Genomic DNA, 16,810 nt, shown 5'->3' with positions numbered 1-16,810 from the left:
TGTGGCCATAATCCAGTTATCAAATATAAAAAAACAGTATGACAACGGCATTCTGGTCATTGATGATTTAAACTTAACTGTTGCCGATAAAGAACTTCTTGTTCTTGTCGGTCCTTCAGGGTGCGGAAAATCGACCTTATTACGTATTATAGCAGGACTTGAACAAGTTACCTCAGGTGAATTATGCATTGATAACGAATGTATCAATGATCGTGAACCAGCTGATCGTGATATCGCTATGGTTTTTCAAAATTATGCCCTTTATCCCCATATGACAGTTCGTGGAAACTTAGAATATGGTCTTAAAAATCGTAAAACTCCTAAAGAAGAAATTAAAAAACGTATCGCACATGCTGCAAAGCTTTTGGAGATAGAACCATTTCTTGATCGTAAACCACGACAATTATCAGGAGGACAACGTCAGCGTGTTGCAATGGGGCGTGTGATTGTACGTCAACCCCGTGTTTTTCTCTTTGATGAACCTCTTTCAAATCTTGATGCAAAATTACGGGCGCAAATGTGTATTGAAATAAAAACACTACAGCGTTCATTAGGAACAACGAGCCTCTATGTTACCCATGATCAACTAGAAGCTATGACATTAGCTGATAGAATAGTCGTTTTGAATAAAGGAGCTATCGAGCAAATTGGAACACCAATGGAAATTTACGATACTCCAGCAACAACATTTGTTGCTGATTTTATTGGTTCTCCTCCTATGAATTTTCTTGATCGCCATGTCTTAGAACAACATTTAGGGCATTCATTTTCTTATGGTGAAGAAACTGATCTTTTAGCATTCAGACCTGAAATAATCTTATTGGGCCAACATCCAGATAAAGGGCCTGTCTTTCACACAAAAATTGAGCTTATCAAGCTTATTGGAACAGGTTGCCATGTTTTAACGCGTTGGAATGGTATCATCTTTACGATTGAAATAAAAGAACGCTTGACACACGACTATGGTCAAAAACTAAGTTTCACTGTTGCTCATCAGAATTTTCATACTTTTAATAAAAACACAGGAAAGCGCACAAATAATAAGTAAGCATTAATTGATGTGATACGACTCTCTTTTATGCTGCGTCATGATAATGTTGTATTTTGACTTTCTCGATTACATTCACAAAATCAGAGTATAACCGATGAGATTAAAAATAAAATTTTAAAAGTTTTGGTAATGGTTCATTGTCACATGATGTTGAGAATATTCGAAACGCTCATATAATGAAATCTTGCACTTTTATGGTCTATAAGAAGAATATTATTTTCAAACATCAAACATAATAAAGTTCTTTTCATTGTAGAAAAACATCAAGAGATAATAACCATTTATTAACCATATTTCTTCTCATTTAGAAAGGTACTTTATCAATAAAAAACAATCTATTATTATCTATTTCCTGATGTAATAATTTATGTATCTTATAAAGAATGAATAAGAAAAATAGAGAGAGAAAATTATTCATAGATGATGGCACTATGCACCTTATATCTTAACTTTGATCCATTTTAGCATCTATAGGGTATAAATTTTTTCTGTAAAATCAACTTTGTTTTATATCATTGTCACCAATCATGAGGATTGAGTATTATTGGTAACATAATCATAGATCTATGATTTTATGAATTTTTTCTTCTCTCTTTCGTAGAAGATTTTTTAAGGTTTCGTGATAGCATCAATGATGGTATTTACATTATGTTCCATCATATCGAGATAAGTTGCTGCAGGGCCATTTTTGTTTGACAATGCATCAGAATAAAGTGTTCCACCAATTGTTAAACCTGTTTCTTTTGCAATCTGTTTTATGAGACGGGGATTAGAGATATTTTCAACGAATAGGGCAGCTGCTTTATTCGCTTTAATTTGTTTTATAAGTTTAGCAACATCGGCTGCGGTTGCTTCAGCTTCTGTTGAAGCACTTTGAGGGGCAAGGATAGTAAAACCATATTCCTTGGCAAAATAGCCAAACGCGTCATGAGATGTGATAATGATACGTTTATCTTTAGGAATGGCAGCAATTTTTGTTTTCAGGGTATCTTGTGCTATTTTAAGTTTTTGGATGTAGGTTTCGGCATTTTTTTTGTAGCTGGTACAGGATTGTGGATCGATTTTACAAAAAGCAGCAGCGATATTCTTCACATAGATTTTGACATTGGGAATTGTTTGCCAAGCGTGTGGATCAATAACGCTGTGGTGGTGATGGGCATTATGTTCTTGATTTTTCATTTTGAGGGAAGGAATGTTAGCGCTAACTTCGACAAGAAGTGCTTTTGTCCCACTTGCTGTAATGAGGCGATCAATAAATCCTTCTAAATGAAGCCCGTTGATGAAAATAATTTGAGCATTTCTAAGAGCCTGAGCATCATGGGGGGTAGGTTCATAAGTGTGGGTATTCGCATTTGGACCTACAAAAGTGGTCATAGAGATATGGTTGTCTCCTACATTTTTTACGAGATCTGCGAGAATAGAAAAGCTCGCAACAACTTTGATTTTATTGTGTGCAGAAGCAGAAAATGGAGAAAGGGCAAGCAATAAAGCTCCAAGAAGAACAAATTTTTGAGCAAACTTAGGCACATTTTTTTCCTTAAAGTGAGGAGGTATAAAAGAGGTGGGGAAACCATGTTACAATAAAGCCACGTGGACTTATCAAACAGGAAACAAGATAAATAAATCCTGCGGCAATGATGATAGCAGGGCCGGAGGGAAGTGAAAGATGAAAAGAAAGCAGGAGACCACATACGCTAGAAATGATTCCAAAAAGAGTGGAAAGCGCGCAAATAGGGCCTAGCCGTGAAAACCAAAAACGGGCTGTAATGGCTGGAATCATCATAATACCAACGGAAAGTAATGTTCCTAGTGATTGAAAGCCTCCAACCAGATTCAACACCACAAGTCCAAGCAATGAAATATGAATATATTTACTCAATGGAGAGAGTGATTTAAAAAAGAGGGGATCAAAGCTTTCTAAAACGAGTGCACGCCAAAAAATACAAAGGCTGCAGAGTGTAATCAGCATTATAGTAGCGATTAACCAAAGGGCTTGTGCATCAAGTGCAAGAACCGATCCGAATAAGAGATGAAGCAGCTCAATTGTTGAGTCTTTCAGTGAGATAATAATAACACCTGCTGCGAGTGCAATAAGATAAAAGACGGTCATGGATGCATCTTCTTTCTGAAAGCTGTTTCGTGAAATCAAAATGGTTGCTAAAGCAACAATAAGACCAGCGAAGATGCCACCAAGTGTCATAGATATGAGGGAAAAACCACAAATCAGAAAAGCAATTGCAACACCAGGAAGAATGGCATGAGAGATAGCATCTCCTGTCAAGCTCATTCCACGGAGCATCAAAAATACACCAACAGGACAAGCGCTAATAGACAGAAAAATAGAACCGATAAGGGCGTTTTGCATAAATTGGAAATCAACAAAGGGGGCAAGAAAAAATGTATACACGTCTTATAACCTAAGAAAGAGAGGATCATTGATGAGAAGATTTTGTTTTTGTGCGCTAATAGGAAAAGAATTGGATGTGAGAGGTGGCATAACGTGATGAAGGGTGTTGTTTAAAAACTGTGTTGTTTCTCCATAAAAGGCGTTTTGTTGATCAATTTGAATCATTTGGGGGAAAAATTCTTGCACGATGAGAGGGTTATGGAGTGCTGTGAGAATTGTGCGTCCTTGCTGTTGCCAGTATGTGATCAGAGCAAGAAGGTCTTTTTGGGTATTATGATCTACACCATTGAAAGGTTCATCAAGTAAAATAATATTGGCATCTTGTACAATGATACGTGCAAAAAGAGCGCGTTGTAATTGCCCGCCTGATAATGTTTCAAGCGAACGGGGTGCGAGTTCTGTAAGCCCAACCATTTTAAGAGCATTTTGAATCTTAGAATCATAAGGGCGCTGATTCTTCCATAATCCACAAAAAGACCACAGTCCTGTTTTTACAAGCGTTTTCACATCAATTGGAAATGTTTTATCCACATCACATTGCTGAGCAAGATAAGCAATGCGGCTTTTTTTTGGTTTTGTAATTTTTCCTTTAAGAGGTTTAATCAATCCGGCGATGGCTTTTAGCAGTGTCGATTTTCCAGCGCCATTATCACCTGTTATTGCAACCAATGAACCAGCTTTTAACTTTGCTGAAAAGTTCTTTATTGCTATTCTATTCCTATAGCCTAATGTTGTCTTATTGAAGTACAGATCCATATTTTTTACCATCGTTACTTATTATTTTGGAAACTATGTAATAATATAACGTTTGTCAACAAAATGTTATATTATTACATAGTTTTGAGTACTGAAAATTTTAGTGGGAAGATCGTGGAAAATTAAAAATAATAATTGAATTCACCTTGACGAAAGAGAGAGAGTATATACTATATATAGTATCAAAATGATTGGTGATTCTAAATAAGCACAAGAGAGGGTGTTAGTGTGTTTCGTTTGGTATCTAAGTTATTTCCATTATTGTAAAGAGTTTATTGGCCAAAGGTATAGCAGTATTTTTACTGAAGGGTCTCTTTTGGAAGGATTTCCTTTCGTTTTTGTAATTGATTTTTGCCGTAAAAGAGCAAACAGAGCTCTTGAAAAACGGTAGTTTAGAACATTAGTTTTTTAGACAGCAGGAGGGAATTGTAATGCAAGCAAAAGATTGTTTTATAACTAGGGGGCTTTGCCATTTAAGTTGTAGAATAATCGCTTATTCTCATCATAGTGTTTGAAGTTATTTGATGAGAGGAATTCTGTTATGTTCAGGAAGCTGTGTATTATTTGAAAATAACCACATGTTTTGCGTACAATTTCTATTTTTTGTTATTCTTGAGTACCTATAAAATTATTAGATTGACCTTTCAGGGTTGATTGTTTGGAATTGTGAAAGTTGAAGAAAATGTCGATCACTATTTATAGCAAACCATCTTGTGTCCAATGTGATGCTACACGCCGCGCTTTTGATGCAAAAGGCATTCATTATCGTGTTGTTGATATTTCTTGTGATGAACAAGCATACAGTTTTGTTCAATCTCTGGGGTATCGTCAGGTTCCTGTCGTTGTTTGTGGTGAAAATCATTGGTCTGGTTTTAGACCAGATATGATTAGTGGTCTTTGTGCTTAATGGGGCTTATTGTTTATTATTCGAGTGCAACGGGTAATACAGAACATTTTGTCTCGCAGCTTGGGCAACGACTCTTCAAAATTGATAAAAAAAAGCCTTCTGCATTGGTTGGTGAACCTTATGTATTGGTTGTTCCTACATATGCAGATGGCGAAGGAAGAGGGGCCGTGCCGAAAGCCGTTGTCCAGTTTCTTAATGAAGCTGAGAACCGAAAATTAATTCGTGGTGTTATTGGCGGTGGGAATCGTAATTTTGGTCGCTATTATAATCTAGCAAGTAAAATTATTGCTGAAAAATGTTGTGTACCTTGCCTTTATCGTTTTGAGCTGCGTGGAACTGATGAAGACGTTATTTATGTAAAAAAGGGATTGGAAAGATTTTGGAAACAATTGGTATAGGACAATCGCAGAAATCGGATCAGATTACTGATTATCATGCGTTGAATGCGATGCTTAATCTTTATGATGAAAATGGTCATATTCAATTTGATATGGATCGGCTTGCTGCGCGGCAATATTTTCTTCAGCATGTTAATCAAAATACAGTTTTTTTTCATAACCTGAAGGAAAAAATAGATTACTTAATAGAAGAAGGTTATTATGAAAAAGCTTTATTTGAGCTTTATGATTTTTCTTTTATTAAAAAGCTTTTTAAACGTGCTTATGCATTTAAGTTTCGTTTTCCTACCTTTTTAGGCGCATTTAAGTATTATACCAGCTATACACTGAAAACTTTTGATGGGAAACGTTATCTTGAACGTTATGAAGATCGCGTCTGTCTTGTAGCTTTATATTTGGCACAAGGGAATAAAGCTCTTGCTGAAAGTTTTGTGGATGAAATTATTACAGGACGTTTTCAACCGGCAACACCGACATTTTTAAATGCTGGGAAAAAACAACGAGGTGAATTGGTTTCGTGTTTTTTGCTACGTGTTGAAGATAATATGGAATCGATAGGTCGTTCGGTTAATTCGGCTTTGCAGCTTTCAAAACGTGGTGGAGGTGTAGCGCTTTGTTTAACGAATTTGCGGGAAGCAGGGGCGCCAATTAAGCAAATAGAAAATCAGTCCTCAGGTGTTTTACCGGTGATGAAACTCTTAGAAGATTCTTTTTCTTACGCCAATCAGCTTGGGGCACGACAGGGGGCTGGAGCTGTTTATTTGCATGCTCATCATTTAGATATTATGAAGTTTTTGGATACAAAGCGTGAAAATGCTGATGAAAAAGTTAGAATTAAAACGCTTTCGCTTGGTGTCGTTATTCCTGATATTACTTTTGAGCTTGCACGGAATAATGAGGATATGTATCTCTTCTCATCGTATGACATCGAGCGTGTGACAGGTAAGCCCTTTAGCGATATTTCTTTAACGGAGCATTATCGTTCTTTTGTTGATAATGCAAAGATTCGTAAAAAGAAAATAAATGCACGCGTTTTTTTCCAGACATTAGCGGAAATTCAATTTGAGTCCGGTTATCCCTATATTTTATTTGAGGATACTGCTAATCGATCGAATCCGATAGCTGGGCGCATAAGTATGAGCAATTTATGTTCAGAAATTTTGCAGGTGAGTGAGGCGAGTGAACTGGAGACAGATTTAACTTATCGCACGATTGGAAGTGATATATCCTGCAATCTTGGATCCATGAATATTGCCAATGCAATGGAAAGTCCTGATTTTGGACAGACCGTGGAATCTGCTGTTCGTGCTCTTACTGCTGTTTCGGATATGAGCAATATTGCTTGTGTGCCTTCCATTGCGAAAGGCAATACTGAAAGTCATGCGATTGGTTTGGGACAAATGAATTTGCATGGGTTTCTAGCGCGTGAGCAGATCTATTATGGGTCTCCAGAAGCGATTGATTTTACCAATATCTATTTTTATATTGTGACATATCACGCCATACGGGCTTCCAATTTAATTGCGCACGAACGTCAAGAAATGTTTGCAGGGTTTGAAAAATCAGCTTATGCAGATGGACGTTTTTTCGAAAAATATATTGAAAAAGAATGGAAACCGCAATTTCCGCTTGTGCAAGAGCTTTTTGCACGGAATAATATTGTTATTCCAGATCAAAAGGATTGGCAGGAACTCAAAAAATTAGTTATTGAGTATGGGCTTTATAACCGCAATTTGCAGGCAGTTCCACCTACGGGATCTATTTCCTATATTAATCATGCCACTTCTTCCATTCATCCAATTGCTTCAAAAATTGAAATTCGCAAAGAAGGAAAAATTGGGCGCGTTTATTATCCCGCTCCTTATATGGATAATACGAATTTGAATTTTTACCAAGATGCTTATGAGATTGGTCCTGAAAAAATTATAGATACCTATGCTGCTGCAACACAGCATGTTGATCAAGGTCTTTCATTAACATTATTTTTTCCTGATACAGCGACCACACGTGATATTAACCGCGCACAAATTTATGCTTGGAAAAAGGGTATCAAGAGTATTTACTATGTACGATTACGGCAAGTAGCATTAAGTGGAACAGAAGTTGATGGCTGTGTTTCGTGCAGTTTATAGGAGATCATCATATGACAAAGATTACAACCAAAAATCCTGTTGTGTGTGCTGTTAATTGGAATAGATTACATGATGAGAAAGATCTTGAAGTATGGAACCGCTTAACTGGGAATTTTTGGTTACCTGAGAAAGTTCCACTTTCCAATGATATTCCCTCATGGTCAAGCTTAACGGATGAAGAACGCAAGCTAACGATTCGTGTTTTTACAGGACTAACGCTTCTCGATACAATTCAAAACACTGTAGGAGCCATTTCGCTTCTGGCTGATGCGATAACAGAGCATGAGGAGGCAGTTTTGACGAATATTGCCTTCATGGAAGCGGTTCATGCACGTTCTTATTCCTCTATTTTTTCAACCCTTTGTTCGACGGTAGAAGTTGATGATGCGTTTAGATGGTCAGAAGAAAATATTCATTTGCAGAAAAAGGCTAGATTAGTACTTGAGCGTTATGAAGCAAATGATCCACTTAAGAAAAAAATTGCTTCGACTTTGCTGGAAAGCTTTTTATTTTATTCTGGTTTTTATTTGCCCATGTATTGGGCCAGTCGCGCTAAGTTGACCAATACAGCAGATCTTATTCGACTAATCATTCGTGATGAAGCAGTCCATGGTTATTATATAGGTTATAAATTCCAATTGGGCTTTGCAAAGCTTGATGAAGCCAAAAGACAAGAAATTAAAGATTTTGCTTTTAACCTGCTCTTTGATCTTTATAACATCGAGTGCAAATATACTGAAGATCTTTATGATGCGCTTGGATTGACAGAAGATGTTAAAATTTTTCTTCATTATAACGCTAACAAGGCTTTAATGAATTTAGGTTTTGAAGCTCTTTTCCCCCCTGAGGTTTGTCGTGTTAATCCCGCTATTTTGGCAGCTTTATCACCAAACTCTGACGAAAATCATGACTTTTTTTCAGGGGCAGGTTCTTCTTATGTCATTGGCAAGGCGGTTGCTACTACGGATGATGATTGGGAATTTTAATGTTTGCATGCAAATAGAAGTGCGCGGGGTATTCCACTGAGGTCTTTGCGCATTTCTAAACATTGAAAGCCATTTGTTTCAAACAAATTGCATACTTCTTTTTCTTGAGAGTAACCAATTTCAACAGCGATAGTGCCGTTTTCTTTTAAGTAGTTGGCTGCTTCATGGGCGAGCTTTCGATAAAAATCAAGACCATCTTTTCCACCGACAAGAGCGCGCAATGGATCATGTAAGCGCACTTCTTTTGCAAGTTTTTTGATATCTTTTGCGGGAATATAAGGTGGATTGGAAACAATAAAATCAAAGTGACCAGTGACAGAATCAAACCAATCGCTAAGAAGAGGTGTGAAGCGATGTATTACTTCAGCATTTTTTGCATTTTTTGTCGCTGTTTTAAGGGCATCTTCAGAAATATCGACAGCGACTGCATAGGATTGTGGAATTTGTTTAAGAATGGCAATGGCAATGGCGCCACTTCCTGTCCCCATATCAAGGAGTGTTATTTTTCTCGAGTTTTTGATCTGTTTTTGGAGAAAAGGGAGAACAAGATCTATCAGCGTTTCTGTATCAGGGCGAGGTTCTAACGTCTCTTGAGACAACGTAAAAGATATACCATAAAATTCTCGTGCTCCTATAATACGGTAAATGGGTTCGCCTGCAATACGGCGTTGTAAAGCCTGTTCTATTTGTATAATATGCTCAGAAGATAGATGCATATCTGGTTTAGAAATTCTTTCAGCAGCATTTATTCCTGTTATCCATTCAACGAGTATTCTCGCATCGAGATCGGCTTCAGCAATCCCTTTCGTGCGCAATTTTTCTTGCATTTGTTGGATAACATTCTTGAAAGAATATTTGCTCAATTATTATCCATTTCCATCAGCAGTGTTGTTTGATGATCTGAGATGAGTGCATGAAGAAGTTCATCAAGATCTCCCTCTAGAATGCGATCAAGCTTATACAAGGTTAGATTAATACGGTGATCCGTGATGCGTCCTTGTGGAAAATTATAGGTACGAATGCGTTCTGAACGATCACCAGAACCAACTTGGCTCTTACGGGAAGCTGAACGTTCATTTTCCGCTTTTTGTCGTTCGATATCGAATAAGCGTGCCCGTAAAATTTGAAGGGCTCGTGCTCGGTTTTGATGTTGTGATTTTTCTGCTTGTACGACCATAATTCCTGTTGGAATATGCGTGATACGAACAGCTGAATCCGTTGTATTAACATGCTGTCCTCCTGCTCCAGATGCACGCATTGTGTCGATACGAATATCTTCAGGACGAATATCAATATCAATATCTTCAGCCTCTGGAAGTACAGCAACGGTAGCAGCAGATGTATGGATACGTCCACCTGTCTCTGTTTCAGGGATGCGTTGCACACGATGGACACCTGATTCATATTTCAATTTAGAAAAAACACCTTTTCCTGAAATGCTAGCAATAATCTCTTTATATCCGCCAACTTCCCCCTCACTGAGTGAAATAACTTCTACTTTCCAATGGTGAGCATGGGCATAACGTTCATACATGCGAAAAAGATCACCGGAAAAAAGTGCTGCTTCTGATCCACCCGTTCCTGCTCGAATTTCAATAATAGCGCTTTTTTCATCAGCAACATCTTTAGGCAAAAGCAGAATCTGGAGTTCTTTTTCAAATTGCTCTACTTTTTTATATAACGATGATAGCTCTTCTTGGGCAAGATTACGCATCTCTATATCTGTTTGTTTATCGTTGATAATCGTTTCTAATTCTGTAATCTCTTCGTAAAGAGCATTTAATGCGCGTATAGAGGTAATAACGGGTTGTAGTTCTGCATATTCAGAAGCTAATTTGACATATGTTTCAGCATTTGGATTGGTTGTCATTTGGCTTTCAATTATTTCAAAGCGCTTTTCAAGCTGTTTTATGCGATCTTGTGGCAAAGAAACCATGATAATACTGGCCTAATTTTTCATAATACAATTTTTTATAATATTTTGTTGCAACATTTCTCATTATAACAGTTTTTTTGTTATAACACTGGCAATGAATTATTGTATAGCATCATACCAAAAGGGGTAATAGAGCAGAAAAACTTTTTTGCCAATGAAAACTATTATATTTTAAAAGTAAATTTTTATAAAATTCGATTTATCTGAGATATCTTCATCTCATGGCATATAATCATCTTTTTAAGAGTTTTTTTTTCCGTAAAGTTCAAGACGATGATGAACAATATCATAGCCAAGGGATTTTGCAATTTCCTCCTGCAGTTTTTCAATAATATCAGAATGAAACTCGATAACTTGTCCTGTTTCTATATCAATGAGATGATCATGATGTTGCCCATCTGCTTGCTCAAAACGAGATGGACCACCACTAAAGGTATGGCGGTGAATTGTTCCATTTCCTTCTAATATTTTCATGGTTCGATAAACTGTTGAGAGTGAAATACTCGAATCTATTTTGTTTGCACGCTGAAAAATTTCAAATGCATTGGGGTGATCATTTGTATCAGTCAAAATATCAAGAATAACACGCCGCTGGCGCGTTACTCTTAAACCAGCTGTGCGCAATTCTTGCTCATAGTCTCGCTTTTTATTCATCGTTCACTGTTTGCTTTTCAAACAAAGGCTCCATGACAGTGTTTGTATTTTTTCTCTGAACCGCAAGGACAACGTTCATTGCGTCCAACTTTTCCCCATGTGCTTACATCATTGGGGTCACGGTCTTGTGGATTAACAAACCTATTTTCTTGTGATCGTGCCCATAATGGTGGAGTATTTTCTTGATTTTGATCATTAAAAACAGAAGAATCAGCACCAGTTTGTTCCGGCAGGGACGGATCGGTAGTTTGTTGAATAATTTCAAAGCGCATAAGTTTAGAAGTCACAATTCGGCGCAAATTTTTCAACATACTTTGAAAGAGTTCAAATGATTCTGTCTTATATTCATTGAGCGGATCCCGCTGCGCATAACCACGAAAACCAACAACAGAACGCAAATGGTCTAAACTCACCAGATGTTCACGCCATAACGTGTCAATAGTTTCGAGCAATACTGCTTTGTGAAAATAAGCCATAACTTCTGGAGAATATCGTTCAGTACGCTCATTTTCAAGTTTTGTAACAGCATCTGATACACGCTCTAGAATTTGCTCCTCGGCAATTCCATCTTCTTTTGCCCATTCTTCCACTGGAAGCTCAAGATTAAAGAGTTGTTGAAGCTCTTCTTCAAGAGTTTTTGCATCCCATTTTTCAGAATATGTCCCTGATGGAATATAAGCCTCTACGAGATCCTCTACGACTTCATTGCGCATTTCAAGGATCATTTCTGATAAATCATCTGCGTTCATGACCTCCATACGCTGTTCAAAAATAACCTTGCGTTGATCATTCATGACATCATCATATTTTAGCAGATTTTTACGAATTTCAAAGTTTCGTGCTTCGACCTTTTTTTGTGCTTTTTCAAGGGCTTTATTAATCCATGGATGGATAATAGCTTCATTTTCTTTCAATCCAAGTTTTTGCAGCATACCATCCATACGGTTAGAGCCAAAGATACGCATAAGATCATCTTGAAGAGAGAGAAAGAATTTTGAGCGACCAGGATCGCCTTGGCGACCAGAACGTCCACGAAGTTGGTTATCAATACGACGGCTTTCATGACGTTCAGTAGCGATAACGTAAAGCCCTCCAGCCGCTAAAGCTTTTTCTTTAAGCTTCTGAACATCTTTTTTTATTTCTTCAATTTTAGCTGTCCGCTCTGGACCTTCTGGGATATCCTGTAACTCTTGTCGGATGCGCATTTCAACATTACCACCAAGCTGTATATCCGTACCGCGTCCTGCCATGTTGGTTGCAATGGTGAGAGCTCTAGGAACTCCTGCTTGCGCAATGATATATGCTTCTTGTTCGTGATAGCGAGCATTTAAGACTCTAAAATCGGTAATGCCTTCTTTTCGCAAACGCTCTGCCAATTGTTCTGACTTTTCAATAGAGGTTGTTCCAACAAGAATAGGCTGTTCTTTTTCGTGAGCTTGACGGATATCATGCACAATTGCCCGATATTTCTCTTCTGCTGTTCGATAAATCTCATCATCTTCATCAATACGTTGTATTGGCAAATTTGTAGGGACTTCGACAACATCAAGACCATAAATATTTCTGAATTCTTCGGCTTCTGTTGTTGCAGTTCCAGTCATGCCAGATAATTTTCTATACATACGGAAGTAATTTTGGAAAGTGATGGAAGCAAGTGTCTGGTTTTCTGGTTGAATAGCAACATGCTCTTTAGCTTCTAACGCTTGATGAAGTCCTTCAGAATAACGCCGCCCAGGCATCATTCGCCCTGTAAATTCGTCAATAATAACGATTTCATCATTGCGAACAATATAATCTTTATCGCGAGCAAAGAGTTTATGAGCTTTTAGAGCATTATTGACATGATGAACGATAGCGACATTTTCTATGTCATAAAGACTCTCACCTTTAAGATGCCCAGCTTGTTCGAGCATTTTTTCAATTTTTTCAGTACCAACTTCGGTAAAGGTCGTTGTTTTTTGTTTTTCGTCTATTTCATAGTCTTCTGGAGTTAAGGCAGGAATAAATGTATCAATAAGGTTATAGAAGTCAGTACGATCTTCTAGAGGACCAGAAATAATAAGGGGGGTACGGGCTTCATCAATAAGAATCGAATCAACTTCATCAACAATTGCGTAATGATGTCCACGTTGGACCATTTGACTATGATCGAAGGCCATATTATCACGCAAATAATCAAAACCTAGTTCATTATTTGTGGCATAGGTGATGTCGCATGCATAGGCTTCTCGGCGGGCATCACTATCAAGATCATGAAGAATCACGCCTGTTGTAAGCCCTAGAAAACTAAAAATTTTCCCCATTGTTTCAGCATCACGACTGGCGAGATAATCGTTTACTGTCACAACATGAACGCCTTTACCTTCCAATGCATTGAGATAAATTGGTAGAGTTGCCATTAATGTTTTACCTTCACCAGTACGCATTTCAGCTATGCCGCAGTCGTGAAGGACCATTCCACCAATAAGTTGTACGTCAAAAGGACGCATGTCATAAACACGTTTTGCGGCTTCACGAACAGTCGCGAAAGCTTCCGGTAAGAGTAAATCAACACCCTCACCTTCACTAAGACGTTTACGAAAGGCATCTGTTTTTTGGTAAAGCTGCTCATCACTTAATTTTACGAATTGTTCTTCCAAAGCATTAATTTGTGCAACTTTTTGGCGGAGTGCTTTGAGATGTCGCTCATGAGCTGAACCAAAAAACTTACGGGCAAAAACACCTAAACTGACCATCTCTGGCCCTTTCTTTTAATTGTTGTCACTCTTGTTGGGTAATTCATACGCTCTCCCCATACTCTACATTTTCTTCAAATTATCTGATATCATTAGTGACATCATGAAATGCAGATGGTACCATTATACTTGCTGGTGTGCAATTTTTCACTCTAATTATAAAGTAGAGATAAGAGGCTAAGCGCTTTATGTCAACTTTAAGTATGCTATTTAACTGATACAATACAAAGTAATTTAAGATACAATATGTCATTTTTCTCTATTATCATGTTTTTCATCTGCATTAGATAGGATTGGAGAAACTGAGATAAAAGGATAATTTTATACTTTTTTAAAATAAAATTACTAATTTATTTCTCTATGTTTAAAGATTAAAGTGTTATGGTAAAGAAAATTGGAATCTTGAACCTGCCTTCATTTTTAAGGAGTATATTTATGAAATTTAACTTTATCACGCTTTTTTTAGCATCAACTTTATTGGCAAGTACAAGTTTAGGGGTGAGTGCTCAAGAAGGTTTGAATTCATCGTCGAGTGATTTAAAGACTTTAGAGAAAACTTCTGAAAAAGCCGTTTCTCCTTCTCATGTTATGGCGGTTATTGATGGGAAAAATATTACAGCAGGCCAATTGGATGATTTAGCGCTTGAAATAAATCCTAATTTAGCACGTTTTCCTGATGAACAACGCCGTATGATGGTTCTAAAAGCTTATTTAGATATGCAGGCCCTCGCAAAAGCAGCAAGAAGCAAAGGTCTTGATAAGACAGAAGCTTACGATAAACGTATGGCAGTCATGCGTGACAATGTTCTTCAACAGCTTTATTTTAAACAGGCGATTGTTGATAAAATATCGGATACTGATTTGGAAGCTCTTTATAAGCAAGAAGTTGCTGCTTTACCTAAAGAGGATGAGGTTAAAGCGCGTCATATTTTGGTCAAAACGAGAAAAGAAGCAGAAGCTATCATTAAGCATTTAAATAAAGGCGAAAATTTTGAAGAGATTGCAAAGAAAAGTTCAACAGATGGTTCTGCTGCCGTTGGGGGTGATCTTGGTTATTTTAGCCATGGTCAAATGGTCAAGCCTTTTGAAGATGCCGCATTTGGTTTGAAAGTTGGCGAATACACAAAACAACCCGTTGAAAGTCCTTTTGGTTGGCATATTATTAAATTAGAAGATCGTCGTGTAAAACAACCGCCTGCATTTGATGATGTTAAAGAGATGTTGCGGACACAGCTAATAAAAAAGCGCTATCAAGAACTGATTGTTGATTTGCGTAGCAAGATAGATGTGAAATACCCTGATCCTAATGTTACAAAAATCATGGAATCGCTTCATCAAAATGGGACGCTACTTCCCGATGAAACATCTGATGAAGAAGATACGGAATAGCTAGGAAAAATAAGTAGATAGCCTCTTTAATAGATAATTTGCTAGGTTAGTTTTGTTCAAAAAGCCTAGCAGTTTTCTATGAGAGGTTATTGATCTGCAATCATTTCATTTTTTTATAGAAAGCATATTGTGGTTTTGAAAATCTCTCCTTTGTCGCCTCAAAAGATCCAAGAGCTTTCTCCATTATCTGGTGTACGGATAGCAACAGCTGAAGCTGGGATTAAATATAAAGATCGTACAGATCTTCTTTTCATCATATTCGATAAGCCAGTGAGTGTGGCCGGTGTTTTTACTCGTTCAAAATGTCCATCTGCACCTGTAGAGCATTGTCGTGCATCGCTTCCTCATGGGGTTGCAAGGGGTGTTGTTGTGAATTCTGGAAATGCAAATGCTTTTACAGGAAGCAAAGGAAAGCACACAACCGATGCAATTATTTGTGCAGCAGCGAACGCTTTAAAGGTTAGAGAAGATGAAATTTTTATAGCTTCTACGGGTGTTATTGGTGAGCCAATGGATGCATCGGGTATTGTCAATCTTTTACCAAGTATGACAGAGACAGCAGAAGAGGGAAATTGGTTGGAAGCTGCAAAAGCCATAATGACAACGGACACATTTCCAAAACTTGCGACGCGCACTTTTGACTGTGGGGGAGAGCGTGTTACCATTAATGGAATTGCAAAAGGTGCTGGTATGATTGCACCCGATATGGCGACAATGCTGTCATTTGTGGTTAGTGATGCTACCATTTCTTCGGATGCACTCCAATCCATGTTATTAGAGGCAGTTGAGGGTTCTTTCAATTCAATTACTGTTGATAGCGATACCTCAACTTCAGATACGCTTATGTTGTTTGCGACAGGGAAAGAACATGTTCCATGTCTTACAAGTAAATCTGATCCGCGTTATGGGGTTTTTGTGAAACAATTGAGTGCACTTCTGCATGAACTTGCACTACAAGTTGTTTGTGATGGTGAAGGTGCTCGTCATTTAATTGAGGTTAATGTGGTGGGTGCTACAACAAATAATGCAGCTAAAACTATTGCTTTATCAATTGCAAATTCACCGCTCGTAAAAACGGCTATTGCCGGTGAAGATGCGAATTGGGGGCGGGTCGTTATGGCAGTTGGGAAGGCCGGTGTTGAAGTCGATCGTGATCTATTGACGATTTGGTTTGGTGAGCATCGTGTGGCCGTGAATGGCGTACGAGATCCTGAGTATTGTGAAGAGACAATAGGTACTTATATGCAAGGTAAGCACATCACGATTCGTGTTGATATCGGTTTGGGTAAGAGTACGGCGACGGTTTGGTCTTGCGATTTAACAAAAGAGTACGTTATGATCAATAGCGATTACAGAAGTTAATGGATGCACTTTATATTTAACAGTTTATTATTTTTCAGAGCAAATGGGGTATGTGAGCTCTTTTAGGAGCAGAGGGGATATGATAGAAAAGTCAGTT

General features: G+C 37.7%; 13 protein-coding genes and 1 pseudogene. 7 read left to right on the top strand and 7 right to left on the bottom strand.

The window, feature by feature from the left end:
• The first annotated feature begins 1 nt into the window (after window position 1).
• On the top strand, window positions 2-1,048 hold the full coding sequence (locus ACFINW_RS04080) for a sn-glycerol-3-phosphate import ATP-binding protein UgpC (RefSeq protein WP_375621176.1): 1,047 nt from the start codon (window positions 2-4) through the stop codon (window positions 1,046-1,048).
• Window positions 1,049-1,660: 612 nt separating this feature from the next.
• Here ACFINW_RS04080 and ACFINW_RS04075 read toward each other — a convergent pair.
• The 3 genes from ACFINW_RS04075 to ACFINW_RS04065 are packed head-to-tail and all read right to left on the bottom strand — an operon-like array spanning window position 1,661 to window position 4,214.
• Window positions 1,661-2,578: a metal ABC transporter solute-binding protein, Zn/Mn family gene (locus tag ACFINW_RS04075; protein ID WP_375629999.1), complete on the bottom strand. Its 918-nt coding sequence runs from the start codon at window positions 2,576-2,578 to the stop codon at window positions 1,661-1,663.
• A 10-nt stretch (window positions 2,579-2,588) separates the two neighbouring features.
• On the bottom strand, window positions 2,589-3,458 hold the full coding sequence (locus tag ACFINW_RS04070; protein WP_375630000.1) for a metal ABC transporter permease: 870 nt from the start codon (window positions 3,456-3,458) through the stop codon (window positions 2,589-2,591).
• A gap of 3 nt (window positions 3,459-3,461) precedes the next feature.
• A complete protein-coding gene (locus tag ACFINW_RS04065; protein ID WP_375621179.1) occupies window positions 3,462-4,214 on the bottom strand; it encodes an ABC transporter ATP-binding protein in 753 nt (250 codons plus the stop codon).
• A gap of 682 nt (window positions 4,215-4,896) precedes the next feature.
• On the opposite strand from ACFINW_RS04065, the gene nrdH reads away from it, so the two are divergent.
• The 4 genes from nrdH to nrdF are packed head-to-tail and all read left to right on the top strand — an operon-like array spanning window position 4,897 to window position 8,637.
• On the top strand, window positions 4,897-5,121 hold the full coding sequence (gene nrdH / locus ACFINW_RS04060; RefSeq protein WP_005774163.1) for a glutaredoxin-like protein NrdH: 225 nt from the start codon (window positions 4,897-4,899) through the stop codon (window positions 5,119-5,121).
• The gene (nrdI, locus tag ACFINW_RS04055; RefSeq protein WP_375621180.1) at window positions 5,121-5,519 is read left to right on the top strand and encodes a class Ib ribonucleoside-diphosphate reductase assembly flavoprotein NrdI; all 399 of its coding nucleotides are present in this window, start codon (window positions 5,121-5,123) and stop codon (window positions 5,517-5,519) included. Before nrdH ends, nrdI begins: the two co-directional genes overlap by 1 nt.
• Window positions 5,501-7,651 (top strand): class 1b ribonucleoside-diphosphate reductase subunit alpha, encoded by a 2,151-nt coding sequence (gene nrdE, locus ACFINW_RS04050; protein ID WP_375621181.1) that lies wholly within the window; start codon window positions 5,501-5,503, stop codon window positions 7,649-7,651. The genes nrdI and nrdE overlap by 19 nt, the downstream gene beginning before the upstream one ends.
• Before the next feature lie 11 nt (window positions 7,652-7,662).
• Window positions 7,663-8,637 (top strand): class 1b ribonucleoside-diphosphate reductase subunit beta, encoded by a 975-nt coding sequence (nrdF, locus tag ACFINW_RS04045; RefSeq protein WP_273722534.1) that lies wholly within the window; start codon window positions 7,663-7,665, stop codon window positions 8,635-8,637.
• Here the strand turns inward: nrdF and prmC are convergent.
• From prmC to secA, 4 genes and pseudogenes are all read right to left on the bottom strand, one after another.
• Window positions 8,634-9,500 (bottom strand): peptide chain release factor N(5)-glutamine methyltransferase, encoded by an 867-nt coding sequence (prmC, locus tag ACFINW_RS04040; RefSeq protein WP_375621182.1) that lies wholly within the window; start codon window positions 9,498-9,500, stop codon window positions 8,634-8,636. The genes nrdF and prmC overlap by 4 nt on opposite strands.
• Entirely contained in the window at window positions 9,497-10,573 is a 1,077-nt protein-coding gene (gene prfA, locus ACFINW_RS04035) for a peptide chain release factor 1 (RefSeq protein ID WP_375621183.1), read from the bottom strand. The genes prmC and prfA overlap by 4 nt, the downstream gene beginning before the upstream one ends.
• A 240-nt stretch (window positions 10,574-10,813) precedes the next feature.
• A pseudogene (locus tag ACFINW_RS04030) lies at window positions 10,814-11,306 on the bottom strand (Fur family transcriptional regulator).
• Entirely contained in the window at window positions 11,245-13,962 is a 2,718-nt protein-coding gene (gene secA / locus ACFINW_RS04025; RefSeq protein ID WP_375673817.1) for a preprotein translocase subunit SecA, read from the bottom strand. The pseudogene ACFINW_RS04030 and the gene secA overlap by 62 nt, the downstream one beginning before the upstream one ends.
• A gap of 435 nt (window positions 13,963-14,397) precedes the next feature.
• On the opposite strand from secA, the gene ACFINW_RS04020 reads away from it, so the two are divergent.
• Together ACFINW_RS04020 and argJ are read left to right on the top strand one after the other, a co-directional pair.
• Window positions 14,398-15,351 (top strand): peptidylprolyl isomerase, encoded by a 954-nt coding sequence (locus ACFINW_RS04020; protein WP_375621185.1) that lies wholly within the window; start codon window positions 14,398-14,400, stop codon window positions 15,349-15,351.
• A gap of 129 nt (window positions 15,352-15,480) precedes the next feature.
• Complete coding sequence (gene argJ, locus ACFINW_RS04015) at window positions 15,481-16,713, top strand: bifunctional glutamate N-acetyltransferase/amino-acid acetyltransferase ArgJ (protein ID WP_375621186.1); 1,233 nt, start codon at window positions 15,481-15,483, stop codon at window positions 16,711-16,713.
• Window positions 16,714-16,810 lie beyond the last annotated feature (97 nt).

The sequence above is a fragment of the Bartonella sp. AA18HLJMS genome (assembly GCF_042197245.1).
In the GTDB taxonomy this organism is placed as follows: domain Bacteria; phylum Pseudomonadota; class Alphaproteobacteria; order Rhizobiales; family Rhizobiaceae; genus Bartonella.
This window is presented reverse-complemented; position numbering and strand designations above follow the sequence as displayed.